At 70.3% G+C, this 15,283-nt stretch carries 11 protein-coding genes; 7 read left to right on the top strand and 4 right to left on the bottom strand.

Annotated features, from left to right (window positions below):
- Positions 1-42 precede the first annotated feature (42 nt).
- The gene (locus E8A74_RS34850) at positions 43-762 is read left to right on the top strand and encodes a hypothetical protein (protein WP_136933397.1); all 720 of its coding nucleotides are present in this window, start codon (positions 43-45) and stop codon (positions 760-762) included.
- 350 nt (positions 763-1,112) lie between these two features.
- Here E8A74_RS34850 and E8A74_RS34845 read toward each other — a convergent pair whose 3' ends face one another.
- Together E8A74_RS34845 and E8A74_RS34840 are read right to left on the bottom strand one after the other, a co-directional pair.
- Entirely contained in the window at positions 1,113-1,550 is a 438-nt protein-coding gene (locus tag E8A74_RS34845; protein WP_170229591.1) for a MauE/DoxX family redox-associated membrane protein, read from the bottom strand.
- Positions 1,547-2,053: a rhodanese-like domain-containing protein gene (locus E8A74_RS34840; protein ID WP_170229590.1), complete on the bottom strand. Its 507-nt coding sequence runs from the start codon at positions 2,051-2,053 to the stop codon at positions 1,547-1,549. Before E8A74_RS34840 ends, E8A74_RS34845 begins: the two co-directional genes overlap by 4 nt.
- Positions 2,054-2,224: 171 nt before the next feature.
- Between E8A74_RS34840 and E8A74_RS54205 the strand changes: the two genes are divergently transcribed.
- Both E8A74_RS54205 and E8A74_RS34830 read left to right on the top strand, forming a co-directional pair.
- Complete coding sequence (locus E8A74_RS54205) at positions 2,225-3,490, top strand: PAAR domain-containing protein (RefSeq protein WP_211365514.1); 1,266 nt, start codon at positions 2,225-2,227, stop codon at positions 3,488-3,490.
- A complete protein-coding gene (locus E8A74_RS34830) occupies positions 3,487-4,203 on the top strand; it encodes an ankyrin repeat domain-containing protein (RefSeq protein WP_136933394.1) in 717 nt (238 codons plus the stop codon). Before E8A74_RS54205 ends, E8A74_RS34830 begins: the two co-directional genes overlap by 4 nt.
- Here E8A74_RS34830 and E8A74_RS34825 read toward each other — a convergent pair.
- Both E8A74_RS34825 and E8A74_RS34820 read right to left on the bottom strand, forming a co-directional pair.
- Positions 4,179-5,249 carry an RNA ligase family protein gene (locus E8A74_RS34825; RefSeq protein WP_136933393.1) on the bottom strand — a complete coding sequence of 357 codons (1,071 nt, stop codon included), beginning with the start codon at positions 5,247-5,249 and terminating at the stop codon, positions 4,179-4,181. The genes E8A74_RS34830 and E8A74_RS34825 overlap by 25 nt on opposite strands.
- A gap of 7 nt (positions 5,250-5,256) precedes the next feature.
- Positions 5,257-5,712 (bottom strand): hypothetical protein, encoded by a 456-nt coding sequence (locus tag E8A74_RS34820; RefSeq protein ID WP_136933392.1) that lies wholly within the window; start codon positions 5,710-5,712, stop codon positions 5,257-5,259.
- 865 nt (positions 5,713-6,577) lie between these two features.
- Between E8A74_RS34820 and E8A74_RS34810 the strand changes: the two genes are divergently transcribed.
- From E8A74_RS34810 to E8A74_RS54200, 4 genes are all read left to right on the top strand, one after another.
- Positions 6,578-12,490 (top strand): AAA family ATPase, encoded by a 5,913-nt coding sequence (locus E8A74_RS34810; RefSeq protein ID WP_136933391.1) that lies wholly within the window; start codon positions 6,578-6,580, stop codon positions 12,488-12,490.
- A gap of 51 nt (positions 12,491-12,541) precedes the next feature.
- Positions 12,542-14,329 carry a response regulator gene (locus tag E8A74_RS34805; protein WP_136933390.1) on the top strand — a complete coding sequence of 596 codons (1,788 nt, stop codon included), beginning with the start codon at positions 12,542-12,544 and terminating at the stop codon, positions 14,327-14,329.
- A 307-nt stretch (positions 14,330-14,636) separates the two neighbouring features.
- Positions 14,637-14,966 carry a four helix bundle protein gene (locus E8A74_RS34795; protein WP_136933389.1) on the top strand — a complete coding sequence of 110 codons (330 nt, stop codon included), beginning with the start codon at positions 14,637-14,639 and terminating at the stop codon, positions 14,964-14,966.
- Positions 14,967-15,034: 68 nt separating this feature from the next.
- A partial coding sequence (locus E8A74_RS54200) for a hypothetical protein (protein ID WP_211365513.1) occupies positions 15,035-15,283 on the top strand: 249 nt, incomplete at its 3' end.

Below are 15,283 nucleotides of genomic sequence, written 5' to 3'. Positions count from 1 at the left end.
AGATCGGGGCACGGCAGAGGCGGGTCGTAGTATCCTCGTGTCATGCCCCCGTCCTCCGGCTCGAACGAGTTTTCCTCCGGCATCCACCACGTGGACTGGCCCGTCGTCGCGGACGAGGAGCAGCTCCCGCGGGACGCGATGGAGGCGCTCGACAAGCTCACCCAACTGAACGGTTCGAGCCCCTCGGCAAGCGCACACGCATGCGGCGCCGTCTCGCTCGTGGGCGCGATGCTCGCGACCGCAGGCTACGCCGGGCTCGTCGCGCTCGCCGAGCAGATCGCAGACGAGCTCGACGACGAGAAGCGCAACGAGCTCACGCGGCTCGCGCAAGGCATCGCAGGCGGAGGCCCAGGCGCGACCTACGGCGCGCTCGCAGATTACGCGATCCTCCTCTACCGGCGCTACCGCGGCATGGACGGCGGAATGGAGTACCGCAAGCTGCTCCACCTGATGCAACGCGCAGGCTTCTCGCCGCCGCGAAAGCAGAACGACGACGACGTCGCGCGCACGCTCGACCGCAAAGGCGAATGCTGGCCCGCAAAGATCTCGATATTCGGCGACGAAGGCGACCACTGGATCCTCGTCGGCCGCGACACGCGCGGGCTCTTCATCTTCGATCCCTACCCCCGCGAAGACGGCAGCCAGATCATCCGCCCCGGAGAAGCCGACTGGAAGCGCTACGTCGAAGCCATCGGAAAAGACGAGGCCGGGCGGAACACGATTGGCTTTTTGCCCGCCGTCTCCTCCAGCGATGGAGCTTGAGGGGCGTCGCGCCGGGGTTTCACCCCGGGCCCCGACCAGGGGTTGTCCACCCCTGGACCCGGACCAGCGAGGCGCTGGACCCGGGGTCGATGAACTGCGCGATGCGCAGTTCATCGAACAGCCAGGGGCAAGACTGGCGACGACCCTGCCAATCAACACGGTAGCGCTGCCGGCTGCACCGGCAACGTGCCCGTCGCCAGCTTGAAACCCCCTCCAGGGTCTTGCCACGGGCCCGTTGGAAGAACTGCGCATCGCGCAGTTCTTCCACCTTCGGTCCAGGCCGTGCCTGGTCCGGGTCGAGGGGCGGACAGCCCCCGCGGGGTCCGGGGCAGCGCCCCGGCGCGACGCCCTCAGCCCGCAGGAACAGCCGACGCCGGCGGCGGCGAGGCAAGCCGAAACAGCAGCACGCCTGCGGCGACGAGCACCACGTCGCGCAGCACGGTCCACATCGTCACGGGCCCTGATCCCTCGCCGAAGCAGCCACACGTGATGTTCACGCCACGTGCGACCACGGATGCCACGGCCACCGTGAACACGCCGAGCACGAGCGTGGAGGCGAGCGCGCTGGCGCGGACCCAGGGCCGCGGGCCTACGAGGATCGCGAGGCCGAGGACGATCTCCACGGCGGGTAGCGTCGCGGCGAGCAGCGGGGCGAGATCGGGCAGGAGCTGGTAGTTGTGGATCTCCAGCGCGAAGGACGTCGGGTCGCTCCACTTGAGCGCGCCGGCCGCGAGGAACATGCCGCCGAGGCCGAGGCGCAGAAGCCAAAGAAGCGCGGTCTTTTTCACGGGCTCGGCTCCTGTTTGTGGGTGATGGCGCAGCCGGGGCATGGGCCCGAGGCGCACGCCAGGCCCTCTTGCTCCCATGCGGAAAAGCCGCCGCGGAGCACGCGCACGTCCATCTTCAGCCCGCGGCGGCGCAGCGTCTCGGCCACCTCGGCGGCTTCTTCGGTCGACGCGCCGTAGACCACGATCGTCTGCGCGTGGCCGAGCTCCTTCATCGCCACCTCGGCGCCGCTCGCGGTCATGTCGCACGGCAGGTGGATGGCGTCGGCCACGTGCCCGGCCTCGAAGCTCTCGGCTGTGCGGGTGTCGGCGAAGAGCGTGCCCGACTGACCGCACAGGCTCGAAGCCTCGCGCGGGGTCATCTCGATCACGGGCGCCTCTTCGGCGGCGGCTGCGGTGCATGCCGTGGGTGGCTCGAAGCCGGTGAGGGCGACGCCTGTGGGCCGCGCGGCGTTGATGCCGAGGCCGAGCACGGCGCCCCCGAGGAGCAGCGCCAACGACCGCAAGATGAGGGGTCGATCGAGCCCGGACCACATCTTCCCGCGAAGCTAGCGCGGATGCGGCGAGGAGGCGAGGTATGCTGCCGCAAAGAAGCACACACCTTTGCCATTTCGCGCTTCCCATCGCCTCGCCTCCCGGGTGATCATGGCCGCGCCCGATCGACCCCGAGGCCCCGGATGAGCGACCCCATCGCAGCACGCAAAGGCGATCATCACCTCTGTTTGCAGCACGTCGGCAAGGACATCTTGCCTGCTTGCGCGCCGACCATCCTCGTCGGCGGCGAGCCTGCGGCTCGCGTGACCGACTTGCTCGAGTGCACGGGCTCGCCGCCCGACATCATCGGCATCGGCGAGCCCACGGTGCTCCTCGAAGGCAAGATGGCGGCGCGCTTTGGTGATGGGACGGCCCATGGCGGGCTCATCGACGAGGGGTGCCCCACCGTGATCATCGGCAAGATGACCGCGGCGGACAAACGCATGCGCCTCATGGAACGCTTGCGCCTCATCGACGCGGCTCGCCAGCGCGCGGCCTCCATGCCGAACGGCGCCGAGAGGGACCGCCTCTCAAACGCGGCCGAGCGCCTTGCTCGGAACAACCACGCCGTCGAGGACGCGCGCCTCGTGAACGACGTCTACCGCACGAGCGGCGCGCCCGAGGGCTGGACGCGCCTCGGCCCGAACGACCTCCCGCCGGAGCTACGCAACGCCACCTTCCACGACGACAGCACCGGGTTTTACTCCGACCTCTACCGCTCCGACATCGATGGCAGCTACCGGCTGATCATGCGCGGCACGGAGTTCGAGACCTGGAACCAGTGGAACGGCAACGACTGGCTCTGGGGCAACCTCTCGCAGGGCTCGGGCCTCGAAGGGGCGCAGTACACGCAGGCCGTCGAGCTCTCGCGGCAGGTCGCCGCGGTCTACGGCGACAACGCGAGCATCGCCGGGCACTCCCTCGGCGGCGGCCTCGCCTCGGCCGGCTCCCTCGCCTCCGGCCTGCCCGCGAACACCTTCAACGCCTCGGGCATCCACAACAACACGTACGATCGTTACGGCCTCGATGCTTCGCAGGCGAACGACCTCGTCGACGCGTACCGGGTCGACGGCGAGATCCTGACCTGGGCGCAGGAGCAGTCGCCCATCGCCGGGATGATGCCGGACGCGATCGGCAACCGGTACGACTTGAACGCGGTGAACCAGAATCCGGACGGCAGCTTCACGGCGCGCGGGTGGCCGCCGGAGCCGACGTTCCAGCAGCCGGATCACTGGACGGGGTGGCTCAATCCGTTCGACATGGGCAAGCGCACCGGCGAGTGGGCGCGGGCGGAGGCGGAGCAGGAGCTCGCCATCTTCGGCGAGCGGACCGAGCGGCACAGCACCCACGAAGCGGGCATCGAGCAACAGAAGAGCCAGGACATCGCGACCATCCAGGGGATGATGTGAAGGACGTCAAGCGATTCGCCGCAGGTCTCGCGGGGCTCGTCGGTGAGAGGCCGCCCCTCCCGCCCGCGAACGAGGTGTTCCCGAGCGAGCGGCTGCGCGAGGCCGCCGCGGCCGCCGAGCGTGGCGACGTGGCGACGCTCCGCGCGCTCGTCGATCGCGGCGCGGATCTCGATGAGGTCGCGCCTTCGGGCGTGAACCTGCTCATGTACGAGATCGTCGCGAAGAACGAGCTCGCCGTGCGCGCCTTGCTCGCGGCCGGCGCGAAGCCGAACGTGCTCACGCCGATCGGCACCTCGCCGATGCTCCTGGCCGCGACGAGCCCCGATCCGCGCTTCCTCGGCCTCCTGCTCGACCATGGCGGCAATCCGAACCTCGAGAACGACAAGGGCGTTCCCCTCGCCCACCAGGCCCTCAACGTCGGGCAATGGCAACACCTCGGGGTCCTGTTCGATCGGGGCGTCCCCGTGGACGTGAAAAACAAGATGGAGCAGACGCCCGCGCTGCGGCTCGCGTACCTCAATCGGTACGACGAGGTGCACAAGCTGCTCGATCGCGGCGCCGATCCGGAGGCGAAAGATCAGGTCGGCCTGTCCGTGCGCAAGCTCGCGGAGAAGCCGATCCCGGCGGCGGATTCGCCGCTCGAAGCGTGGCGGCAGAAGGTCGCCGAGCGGCTCGGGATTCCGGTCGATCAGGGCGGCGCGGCGCCGAGGTAGAGCTCCACGAGGGCGCGGGCTTCGCTGTCGAGGTGGGCGGCGAGCGCGCGGGAATCGGCGGGCGAGAGGGCGCGCAGGGCGTCGGCGTGGCGCGCGTGGAGCTCGACGTCGAGGTCCTCGCGGACGAGGGCGAGCACCTCGCCGAGCCGCGCCGTGTCCCCGGGCCGCGTCGGTCCGACCTTGGAGACGGCGGCGTTCAGGCGATTCTCGTTCACAAGGGACGAGGCCTCGTGCACGAGCCAATCGAGCGCCGAGGCGGCGGGCGCGCGCGGGCCGGACCATTTCTCGGCCTCGTGAAAACGCTCGTCCTCGGCGAACTCGGCAATCTTGCGTTTCACGACGGGCCGCACCACGCCCGCGCGCCTCGGCACGACGAGCGCGCGGGCGGGCTTCAGGACGACGCCTTCGGCCTTGTTCGAGGGCCCGAGCGAAGGCAGGCCGAGCCGCGCGGGGATCGTCGTCTCGAAGCCGAGGGGGTAGGCAAACGCGTCCTCGTACCGGCCGCGGAAGAGCGGCCGCGCGAAGGGAATGCCGGCCTCCTCGCACGCCTCGCGGGCCTCGTCTTGATCGAGGTACACGCGCTCCGGACCCCCTTCCTGCACGAACCCCACGTCGAACGCGCAGAACTCGATCCCCGGGGCATACCAGCACCCGGTTTGCACGGGCTGCACCCCGGGGACGGGCGGGACGTCGGGGTGCGGATAACCGCCGCCGAAGAGCTCTCCATACACGAAGACGCTCGTCGCCTTCGGCGCGCGGGTTTTGACCCGGGCGAGCACGTCCCGCACGCCGCCCGCGCATCGGCGCAGGACGCCGCGATGACCAAAAAAGTCCTCGTCGTCCGCCAGGAGGCCCTTTCGTTTGGCGCACCGCACCTCCTCGCCCTCCGTGACGAAGCAGAAGTTCGCGCCGTGGATCTTCTCGGTGACGATCCACTCGGCCCGGCTCGCCGCGCGGTGGGCCGCCTCGTCGTCGCCCAGGGCGGCCGCGAGGCTCTCGGCGATCTTTTCGTACGGGGAAAACGGGGGGATGGGCGGGGGCGTCATGGGCGACTCATGGGGCGGGGTTTCCCGAGCAAAGCCATTCACAGCCGCAGACCTGGAGCTTGTGCCCCTTCTCGGAGCAAGCGTCCTGGAAGGCGGCGCGGGCGGGCTCGGGCGTGCAATCGTCCTTCGCGGGGGCGCAGGCCTTGCCGTGGCCCTCGGCGTCGTAGGCTTGTTTCTCGCCGCTGCCCGGATTGCCGCCGCAGAGCATCTCGCAGCCGCACTGGATCATGCGGAAGCCGCCGAGCGAGCAACGATCGGCGAGCTCACGATCGGGCGAGACGGCGGGGCACTCGGCCGGCGGAGGCTCGCAGGGCTTGGCCTGCCCGCGGGCGTCGTACCCCTTGGCAGGCGCGGCCGCGGCGAGAGGCGCGCCGGGCGGATGCGGCGGGGGCGTTTGGCTGGCGCAGGCGAAGAGGGACGCGGCGAGGACGAGGAGGAGCGGGCGCGGCAGGAGAATGGGCATGGCGAGCGGGAGAAGAGACCACTCGCGGGGCGAGGCGTCAATGGACGGGAGCGGCAGCGGAAGCGGCGAGTTGCGTCGGCGCGCCGGCCGAGGCGCGCGCGAGCGAGGTTGAGGCGCGCGCGCACGACGTGGAGGCGTGTGTGCGCGCCTTGGACACGTGCCCGCGCGCCTTGGAGACCCGTCCGCGCGACTTGGACACGTGCCCGCGCGCCTTGGAGACCCGTCCGCGCGACTTGGGAGACGTGCCCGCGCGCCTTGGAGACCCGTCCGCGCGTCTTGGACACCCGTCCGCGCGCCTTGGAGACCCGTCCGCGCGTCTTGGACACCCGTCCGCGCGTCTTGGACACCCGTCCGCGCGACTTGGGAGACGTGCCCGCGCGTCTTGGAGACCCGTCCGCGCGCCTTGGAGACCCGTCCGCGCGCCTTGGAGACCCGTCCGCGCGCCTTGGAGACCCGTCCGCGCGACTTGGACACGTGCCCGCGCGCCTTGGAGACCCGTCCGCGCGACTTGGGAGACGTGCGCACGCGTCTCCAAGGCGTGCGCACGCGTCTTCCTCTCGTGCCCACACGTCTCCCCGTCGCGTGCGCACGCCTTCCTGACATTCTCGAACGGTCTCCACGTCGTGCGCGCGCGCCTCCGCCTCGCTCTCGCGCGCCTCGACGCCCCTCGCGCCCGCCTCCCGCTCCCGCTCCCGCTCCCGCTTCCGCTTCCGCCCCCGCTCCCGCTCCCGCTCCCGCCCCCGCCCCCGCTCCCGCGGCAGCGAGCGCGACCGCCGGTCCGTGGCTCTTCAACGCCACCCCTCACGCGATCGAGCTCATCGACGACAACGCATGACACGCGCCGCGGTGTGGTCGAGAATCACGCATGCCGTACGTCGTCGGCGAGATCCTCTACACCGGGACGGACACGCGCATCGCGCGCGCCACCGAGGCCAGGAGCGGCGCGCAGGTCGTCCTCAAGCTTCCCTATGGCGATCTCCCGAACCAGCGCGCCCTCGAAGAGCTCCGGCACGAATACGCTGTCTTGCGCGCCCTCGAAGTCCCCGGCGTCATCCGGGCGCTCGGCCTCGAAGAGCACGACCGAAAGCCGGTCCTCGTCCTCTCGTCCTGGGGCGACACCTCGCTCGCCCGCGTGCTCGACCAGGGCCCCCTGCCCGTCGGCGTCGCCCTGCGCCTCGCCGCCACGCTCGCGCGCAGCCTGGGCGAGGTCCACCGGCGCGGCATCCTGCACCGCGACATCAAGCCGCACAACATCCTCGTCGACGCCGAGCGCACGCAGACTTGCTTGATCGATTTCGAGCTTTCGACCTGGTGGACGCCCACGCTCGCCGAGCAGACGTCCGTGGAGGCGATCTCAGGGACCCTCGCGTACATGGCGCCCGAGCAAACGGGCCGGATGAACCGCGCGCCGGACGCGCGGGCGGACCTCTACGCGCTCGGCGCCACGCTCTACCAGATGCTGACCGGCGCCCTGCCCTTCGACGCCACCGACCCGCTTTCGCTGATCCACGCGCACATCGCCCGAGCGCCCGTGCCTCCCCACGAGCGCGCGCCCGAGCGGGGCATCCCCGAGGCCGTGAGCGCGATCGTGCTCAAGCTGATGGCCAAGAGCCCCGAGGACCGCTACCAGACCGCCAGCGGCGCCGCCTGGGATCTGGAGCGGGCGGCGCGGGCCTGGGTCGAGACGGGGACGGTGGCGCCGTTCCCGCTGGCGAAGCGCGATTGGGACGATCGGGTCCGCGCGCCCTCGCGCCTGTTTGGTCGGGAACACGAGACGGCCGCGCTCGCGGCGCTCTTCGACCAGGCCTGCGCCGGCGCGACAGTGCTCTCGCTCGTGGCAGGGCCCTCGGGCGTGGGCAAGTCGGCGCTGGTGCAGACGCTCCAGGGCGAGGTGCGCGCGCGCCGGGGCATTTTCGCCGCCGGCAAGTTCGACCAGCTTCAGCGCAGCACGCCGTACGCCGCGGTGGCGCAGGCGCTGCGCTCGGTGGTGCGGCGGCGGCTCTCGGATCCGGCCGAGGTGCTGGAACGCTGGAAGCTCGCCTTTCAGGAAGCCGCGGGGCCGAATGGGCAGATCCTCGTCGAGCTCATGCCCGAGCTCCTGCACATCCTCGGCGAGCCGAAGCCGCTCGTCGAGCTCGGGCCGATGGAGGAAAAGCTCCGCTTCCAAGCGACGGTGCTGCGCTTCGTGCGGACGCTGGCCACCGCCCCGCACCCGCTGGTGCTCTTCATCGACGACCTGCAATGGGCGGATGCCGCGTCGCTCTCGCTCCTGGGCGAGCTCTTGAAGGAGCCCGCGGACCAGCACCTGCTCGTGGTGGGAGCTTACCGGGACGAGGCGGTGGGCCCCGAGCACCCGCTCCATGCGCTGCTCTTGGCGCCCGCGGCCCCGGGCGCCGCCACAGCGCGGATCGTGCTCTCGCCGCTCGGCGAGGAGGCGGTCGCGGCGATGGTGGCGGACATGCTCGATCGACCCCTGCCCGAGGTCGAGGCGCTCGCGCGGCTGATCAAGGAGAAAACCGACGGCAGCCCCTTTTTCGTCGGGCAGTTTCTGCAGCTCTTGCACGAGCGGAAGCTGCTCGTGCGGGACGCGGAGACGGGGCGGTGGCAATGGCAACGGGACGCGATCGAGCGGGCGGGCATCACGGACAACGTCGTCTCGCTGCTGACCCGCCGGCTGCAGCGGCTCTCGCCGGAGCTGCGACGCGCGCTCCAGACCGCGGCGTGTGTCGGCGACCGGTTCGACGCGGAGCTGCTCGCGCACCTGCTCGGAGAGGACGTGGTGACGGTCAGCGCCCTCCTGGCAGAGGCATCACGCGAGGGGCTCGTGGTGCACGAGGCCGATCGGGCGCACGAGGCTTACGCGTTCGTGCACGACCGGGTGCAGCAGGCCGCTTATGAAGCGCTCACGGCCGAGGAGCGGCTCTCGCTGCACCTCTGGATCGGCCGAACGCTGCGGGCGAGGTATGGCGTCACCTGCGCCGACGGGGAGCTCTTCGAGACGCTCTACCACCGCAACCGGGCCGCAGAGCGGCTGACCGAGGCCCAGGAAAAGCGCGATCTCGCCGAGCAGAACCTGCGCGCCGGGCAACGCGCCAAGGCCAGCGCGGCCGACGCACAGGCGGCGGCGTTCCTCGGGACGGCCGCGTCGCTGCTCGGCGAGGCGGGGTGGACCGAGGCCCCGGAGACGACCTTCGAGGTGCACCTGGTCATGGCCGAGGCGCTCTGGCTCGCGGCGCAGGTGGACGAAGCGGAGCGGCTCTTTCTGCGCTGCCTCGAGCGAGCGCAGGACCCCTTCGAGCGCGCGCGCGTGGCCAGCATCTCGATCGTGTTTTTTCATGTCACCGGCCGCTTCGCGCAGGGCATCGAGCTCGGCCTCTCGGCGCTCGCGTGGCTCGGGCGCCCGCTGCCGCGGGCCCCGGAGGAGCAACAGGCGCTCTTCGACGCGCTCATCACCGAGATCGAGCCTGCCCTGCAGCGCATGACCGTCGAGGACTGGAAAGCGCTGCCGATGAGCACCGACCGCGCCCACGGGCTGCGGTGCAGGATCCTGGAGGTGCTCGGGCCCTGCGCCTCCTTCTGGATGCCCTCGCTGAGCCGGTGCTGCTGGCCGATGCTCGTACGGGAGACGCTGCGGTTCGGGCTGACGAAAAACTCGTTCGCGGGGTGCGTGGTCACGGCCTTGCTCCTGGCCTACCTCCTCGGGAATCTGCCGCTCGGGCGCCGGCTGAACGAGCCCATGCTGGCGCTCATCGACCAGTACGACTTCGCGCGCGCCACCGCGCGCTTCAACGCCACGGTGGCCTCCATGTACTGGACGCCGCCCTCGAAGATGAGGGAGCTTTACGCGCGCGCGACGCGCGACGCGGCCGAGGAGCGTGACCTCGTCTCCGAGGCCTTCAGCGAGATCCATGGGGGGATCTTCCAGCTCATCGCTGGAGATGGCCTCGATCACATCACACACGACCTCGACCGCATGGCCTACCGCGACCCGATGGCCATGGACTTCCGGAACATCCTCGCCCGCTCGGTCGCCGCGCTCTCGCAGGCCAAGGCCGCGCACGCCGTCGAGCAGACGCTCCAGGACATCACGCAGCTCGCGCGGGACACGCCATCGACGGTGTTCAGGGCCACGACGATGGCCATGGCGGGCTTGACCGGGCTCCATCTCGGCGCCGATGCGTGGGCGGTCGAAGCGGTCCTCGCCGTCGAGCCGGACTGGCAAGTGTCGTGGGGCACGCCCATGCTCATCGCCCTCACGCTCACGCTCTGCATCGCCGGCGCGGAGGCCCTGCCCGCCGCCACCACCGAACAGCGCGCGCGGCTCACGGACGGGCTCGCCTTCCACGGCGCGCGCCTCCGCCTCTGGGCCGAGAGTTGCCCCGAGACCTTCGAGGCCGCGCGCCTGCTCATGGACGCAGGCCACGCCCGCGCCCGGGACGCGCACGACGAGGCCGGACGGCTCTACGACCAGGCCATCGAGCAGGCCCGCCACCACGACCTGCTCAACGCCGAGGCGCTCGGCCTGCGCCTCGCCGGCGAGCACCGCCTCGCCCGCGGGCACCACGCCCTGGCGCGCGCCTATCTCACGGCCGCGCACGACGCCTACCTGCGCTGGGGGGCGCGCGCGGCCGCCGCGTGGCTCGCCCAGCGTTACCCGGACAGCATCGCGACGTCGGGCCGCCCGGCGCGTTTCGACGGCGAGCCGCCGGACACCCCCTCCCTGCCGAAGAGCACGACCATCACCGCCCGCACGCTCCACGCGTCCCTGGACATCGCCTCCGTGCTGCGCGCCACGCAGGCGCTCTCCGGCGACCGCAACCTCGCATCGCTCATCGGCCGTATGCTCCGCCTGCTCGCCGAGTACTCCGGCGCCGAGCGCGCGGTGCTCGCCCTCGTGCAAGGCGGCGAGCTCGTCCTCGCCGCCGAGCTCTCGGTCAACCCCGAGCACCTGGAGCTCTCGTTGAACGAGCCCGTCGCCGGCTCGACGCGGCTGCCGGCGACGCTGGTGCAGTACATCGCGCGCGGCAAGGAGCCGGTCGTGTGTGGGCAAGCGGCCTCCGACAGCCGCTTCGATGAGGACCCCTACCTGCGCGCCCACCGGCCCGGCTCCGTGCTGGCCGTGCCGCTCGTGCACCAGGGGCGCCTCTCCGGGGTGATGTACCTGGAGCACCCGCACGTGCAGGACGCCTTCCCCGAAGCGCGCGTCGAGCTGGTCACGCTCCTCGGCGCGCTGGCCGCGACGGCGGTGGAGAACGCCAGGTTCTCCACCGAGCTGTCCGCCTACAGCGAGCGGCTCGCGCGCGAGGTCGCAGAGCGCACCGCCGAGCTCGTGGCCGCCAAGGAGGCGGCCGACAATGCGAACCGCGCGAAGAGCGACTTCCTCTCCAGCATGAGCCACGAGCTGCGCACGCCGCTGAACAGCATCCTCGGGTATGCCCAGGTCCTCGGCAAGCTCTCCGACCTGCCCCCGAAGGCCGCCGAATCGGCGCGCATCATTCACACCGCCGGCACGCACCTCTTGAGCCTCATCAATGACGTGCTCGATCTGGCCAAAATCGAGGCCGGCAAGCTTACCTTCCACCTGACCGCCGTCGACCTCGACACGCTCCTCCGGACCGTCGCCAACCTCTGCTCGGTGCGCGCCGAGCAAAAGGGCCTCTCCTTCGTGTACGAATATGTCGGCCCCAAACAACTGGGGGTACGCGCCGACGAGAAACGCCTCATGCAGGTGCTGCTCAACCTGCTGGGCAATGCCCTCAAGTTCACGACCCACGGCGGGGTGACCTTGCGCGTCGAGGTGCTGGAGCCGCCCGAGGACCCTCGGCGCGTCGTGCGCTTCCAGGTCGAGGACACGGGCCCCGGCATCGCCCCCGAGGACCTGACGCGTATCTTCGAGGCCTTCGAGCAGGTCGGTGATCCGAAACGGCATACCGAAGGCACGGGGCTCGGGCTCGCCATTACCCGGGAGCTCGTCGAGCGCATGGGAGGCCGCATCGAGGTCCAGAGCCAGGTCGGCCAAGGCACCGTGTTCACGGTGACGCTCCGTTTGGTCGAGGCGACCTCCGTCCAAGGGAGCGCGGGGCTCTCGTGGGAGTCCATCCTCGGGTACGAGGGCAAACGCCGCTCGATCCTCGTGGTCGACGACAACGCCGACAACCGCGCGCTCTTGCGCGACCTGCTCCAGCCGATTGGCTTCGAATGGCTGGAGGCCGAGAGCGGCGAGCGCGCGCTCGCGCTGACCCGCGAGCGGACGCCGGACGTCATCGTCATGGATCTGTCCATGCCGAACATGGATGGATACGAGGCGACCCGGCGCTTGCGGCAGAGGCCCGAGCTCGCCCGGACCGCGATCCTCGCATCATCCGCCAGTACGTCGGAGGCGGAGCGGCGCACGAGCCTCCGCGCGGGATGCGACGACTTTTTGCCCAAACCCGTGCAGGCCGGCGCGCTCTTGGAGCTGCTCCGCGCGACGCTTCAGCTCGCATGGGTGCGCCGCGCGGAGCCGAGCGTGGCCGCGCCTCCATCCCCCCGAAACGATGCGGAGATCCACGCGCTCACGGCGCCGCCGGCCGAGGAGCTCGGGCGGCTCCTCGATCTGGCAGAGCGAGGGCTCGTCAGCCGGGTCCTCGGCGAGCTCGACCGGCTCGAAACGAGCGACGCCCGGCTCGGCCCGTGGATCGGCGAAATCCGCGTGGTGGCGAAAAACTTCCAGACCAAGCGGCTCCGCGCCCTGCTCCGTGCTCAGCTCGATACGACGCCACAGCGCGTGCGTGCGTGATAGGATCCTCCGAACACGGATTCGCCACCGACGTGAGGGCGGGGAGAACCGATGAGCCGAACAGCGCCTGATGCGGTGTCGTACACGATCCTGATCGTCGATGATCTGCCCGCCAGCCTGGCCATGGCGATCGCGCATCTGGAAGAACGCGGCTATCTGGTGGCGATCGCGCAGGACGGGGAAGACGCGCTCGATCTGGCCGAGCGCCTTTCGCCGGATCTGATCCTCCTCGATGTCTTGATGCCGGGCATGGATGGCCTCGCGACGTGCCGGCGCCTGAAAGCGTCCGAAAAAACCAGAGGGATCCCGGTGATTTTCATGACCGCCCTCGGCGAGACGTCCCATAAGGTCGCCGGGTTCGAAGCGGGCGGCGTCGATTACGTCGTCAAGCCGCTCGAGATCACCGAGGTCATCGCGCGCATCGAGACGCACGTGGCCTTGCATGCGATGCGCGCGCAGCTCGAAGCGCAGAACGCAGAGCTCCGGCGGGAGGTCGCCACGCGCGAGGACCTCGCGGCCGAGCTACGACGCGCCCACGACAAGCTGGAGAAACGGGTCCAGGAGCGTACGGTCGAGCTCGCCGCGGCCAATGACGTCCTGAAACAAGAAATCGCCGATCGCAAGCGCGTCGAGGAAGAGCGGGAGACGCTCCTCCTGAGCGAGCAGGCGGCGCGCGCCAAGGCCGAGGCCGCCGACCGCTTGAAGGACGAGTTCCTCTCCACGCTCAGCCACGAGCTACGGACCCCCTTGACCGCCATCCTCGGTTGGGCGCAGATGCTCCTCCGCACGGACCCCTTGGACGCGGCCAAGGTGCAGCGCGGCCTCGAGGTCATCGAGCGCAATGGCATGGCCGAGCTGCGGCTCGTCGAGGCGCTGCTCGACGTCTCCGCCATCCTCCGCGGCAAGGTGGACCTGAAGCTCGGGCCGGTCCAGCTCGCCCAGCTCATCCAGGCGGTCGTCGACTCCGCCATCCCGAGCGCGGAGGCGAAATGCATCTGCCTCTCGCAGTCGCTCGGCGCGCCGACCCGCGCGGTGTGGGGCGATCACGGCAGGTTGGAGCAGGTCGTTCGGAACCTCTTGAGCAACGCCATCAAATTCACGCCGCCCGGCGGGTGCGTGGCGGTGTCGCTTCGCGAGGTGGGGGCGATGGCGCGGCTCCGCATCAGCGATACGGGCGAGGGCATCTGCGCCGACGTCCTTCCCTATGTCTTTGATCCATTTCGCCAGGCCGACAGCTCGTCCACGCGTCGGCATGGCGGACTTGGCCTGGGCTTGGCGATCGTGCGGGACCTCGTGAGAATGCACGGCGGCACGGTGCATGGGGAGAGCGCCGGAGAGGGACATGGCGCGGTGTTCACCGTGGACTTGCCTCTGATGCTGGGGGGCGAGGAGACCGCGGGTTTACCAAAGGCCGGCGCGGAGGAGCGCGGCAGAGGGCCCTTCCCTTCCCTCCTGGCCGGGCTGCGCGTGCTCGTGGTGGACGACGAATCCGACATGCGGGAGCTGATGAAGTGCATCCTGGGGGAGGCCGGGGCGGAGGTCCGCGTGGCGACGGTCGCGCGGGAAGGTTTTGAAATCTTCGAGCGGTGGCGCCCGGACGTGCTCGTGAGTGATATCGGGCTGCCGGGTGAGGACGGGTATGCGCTGATTCGAAAGATTCGGGCGCTGCCCGTCGATCAGGGAGGGCGAACGCCCGCGGCCGCGCTGACGGCCTATGCCGATCAGCACACGCGCGAGCGGACGTTGTCGGCGGGATACCAGGTGCACATCGCGAAGCCCGTCCATCCCACGTCGTTCAAGGAAACGGTCGCCAGGCTGGGGCAACCTCGGCGGGTGTGAGGCGGGAGCGGGAGCGGGAGCGGAAGCGGGAGCGGAAGCGGGAGCGGCAGCGGGAGCGGCTGCGGAAGCGGGAGCGGGAGCGGAACCGGCAGCGGCAGCGGCAGCGGGATTCAGAGAACCCGCTCGGGGACGGCGAGCGTACCGTCGTGCTCGGCCTCTTCAAGGCCAAGCCGTCCTCGCCGTCCTCGCAGCACTGCGTGCTGCTCCGGGCGGCTCCGGGCGGTGCTGCGCAGCCTTGAAGAGGCCTCCGCGCGACGGTGTGGGACGGGGGTCCCGGCGAAAGGGTCGTCGGACGGAGGGTTTCGTCATGCTGAGGATTTACGAGGTCATTTTGGTTATGGCTGGGGACGCGGCGGGGATCGCGGAGCAGATTGAACGGAGGGATTCCGATCTGGCTCGGCAACTGCGCAGGGCCATGCATAGCGTCGCCCTCAATGTCGCCGAGGGCGCGGGGAACACGGCGGGACATAAACGGCAGCGTTATCAAACGGCCCTCGGCTCCGCCCGGGAGGTGCTCGCCTGCATCCAGGTCGCACAGGCCATGCACTACATCGGCGCGGTCGATGCCCGCGTGCTCGATCGCATGGACCACGTCATCGCCACCCTCGGCCGCCTCGTCTACCGCCGCGCATCGTGACCCCCGCAAGGCGGGCCGTCCCTCACCGGACGGCCCGCCAAACGGCCTGGATCGCAGCATCCATAACGATGCTCCTCGCGCCTTTTGCGGCGGATCGTGGCTCGTCCCGCGACGAACCCATCCCCACATTTCGCAATTGCTTTTCCCCCCGATTCATGAGACCAAAACAAGCGACGCCAGCCGGCGCCATCAACACCGACCGGCGTCTGACCTGCAAACCCCAATCGAGCTGGAGTTCACAAGCTGTGAGCAACGTAGACGTCTATCCTGAATCCGCCAAGAAACCAGCAACCCTTCCCTCCCCGGAGGCGACCTTC

This window comes from Polyangium fumosum (assembly GCF_005144585.1).
GTDB lineage: Bacteria > Myxococcota_A > Polyangia > Polyangiales > Polyangiaceae > Polyangium > Polyangium fumosum.
Note: the sequence above shows the minus strand (reverse complement) of the source record. Positions and strands in the feature narration are given on the sequence as shown.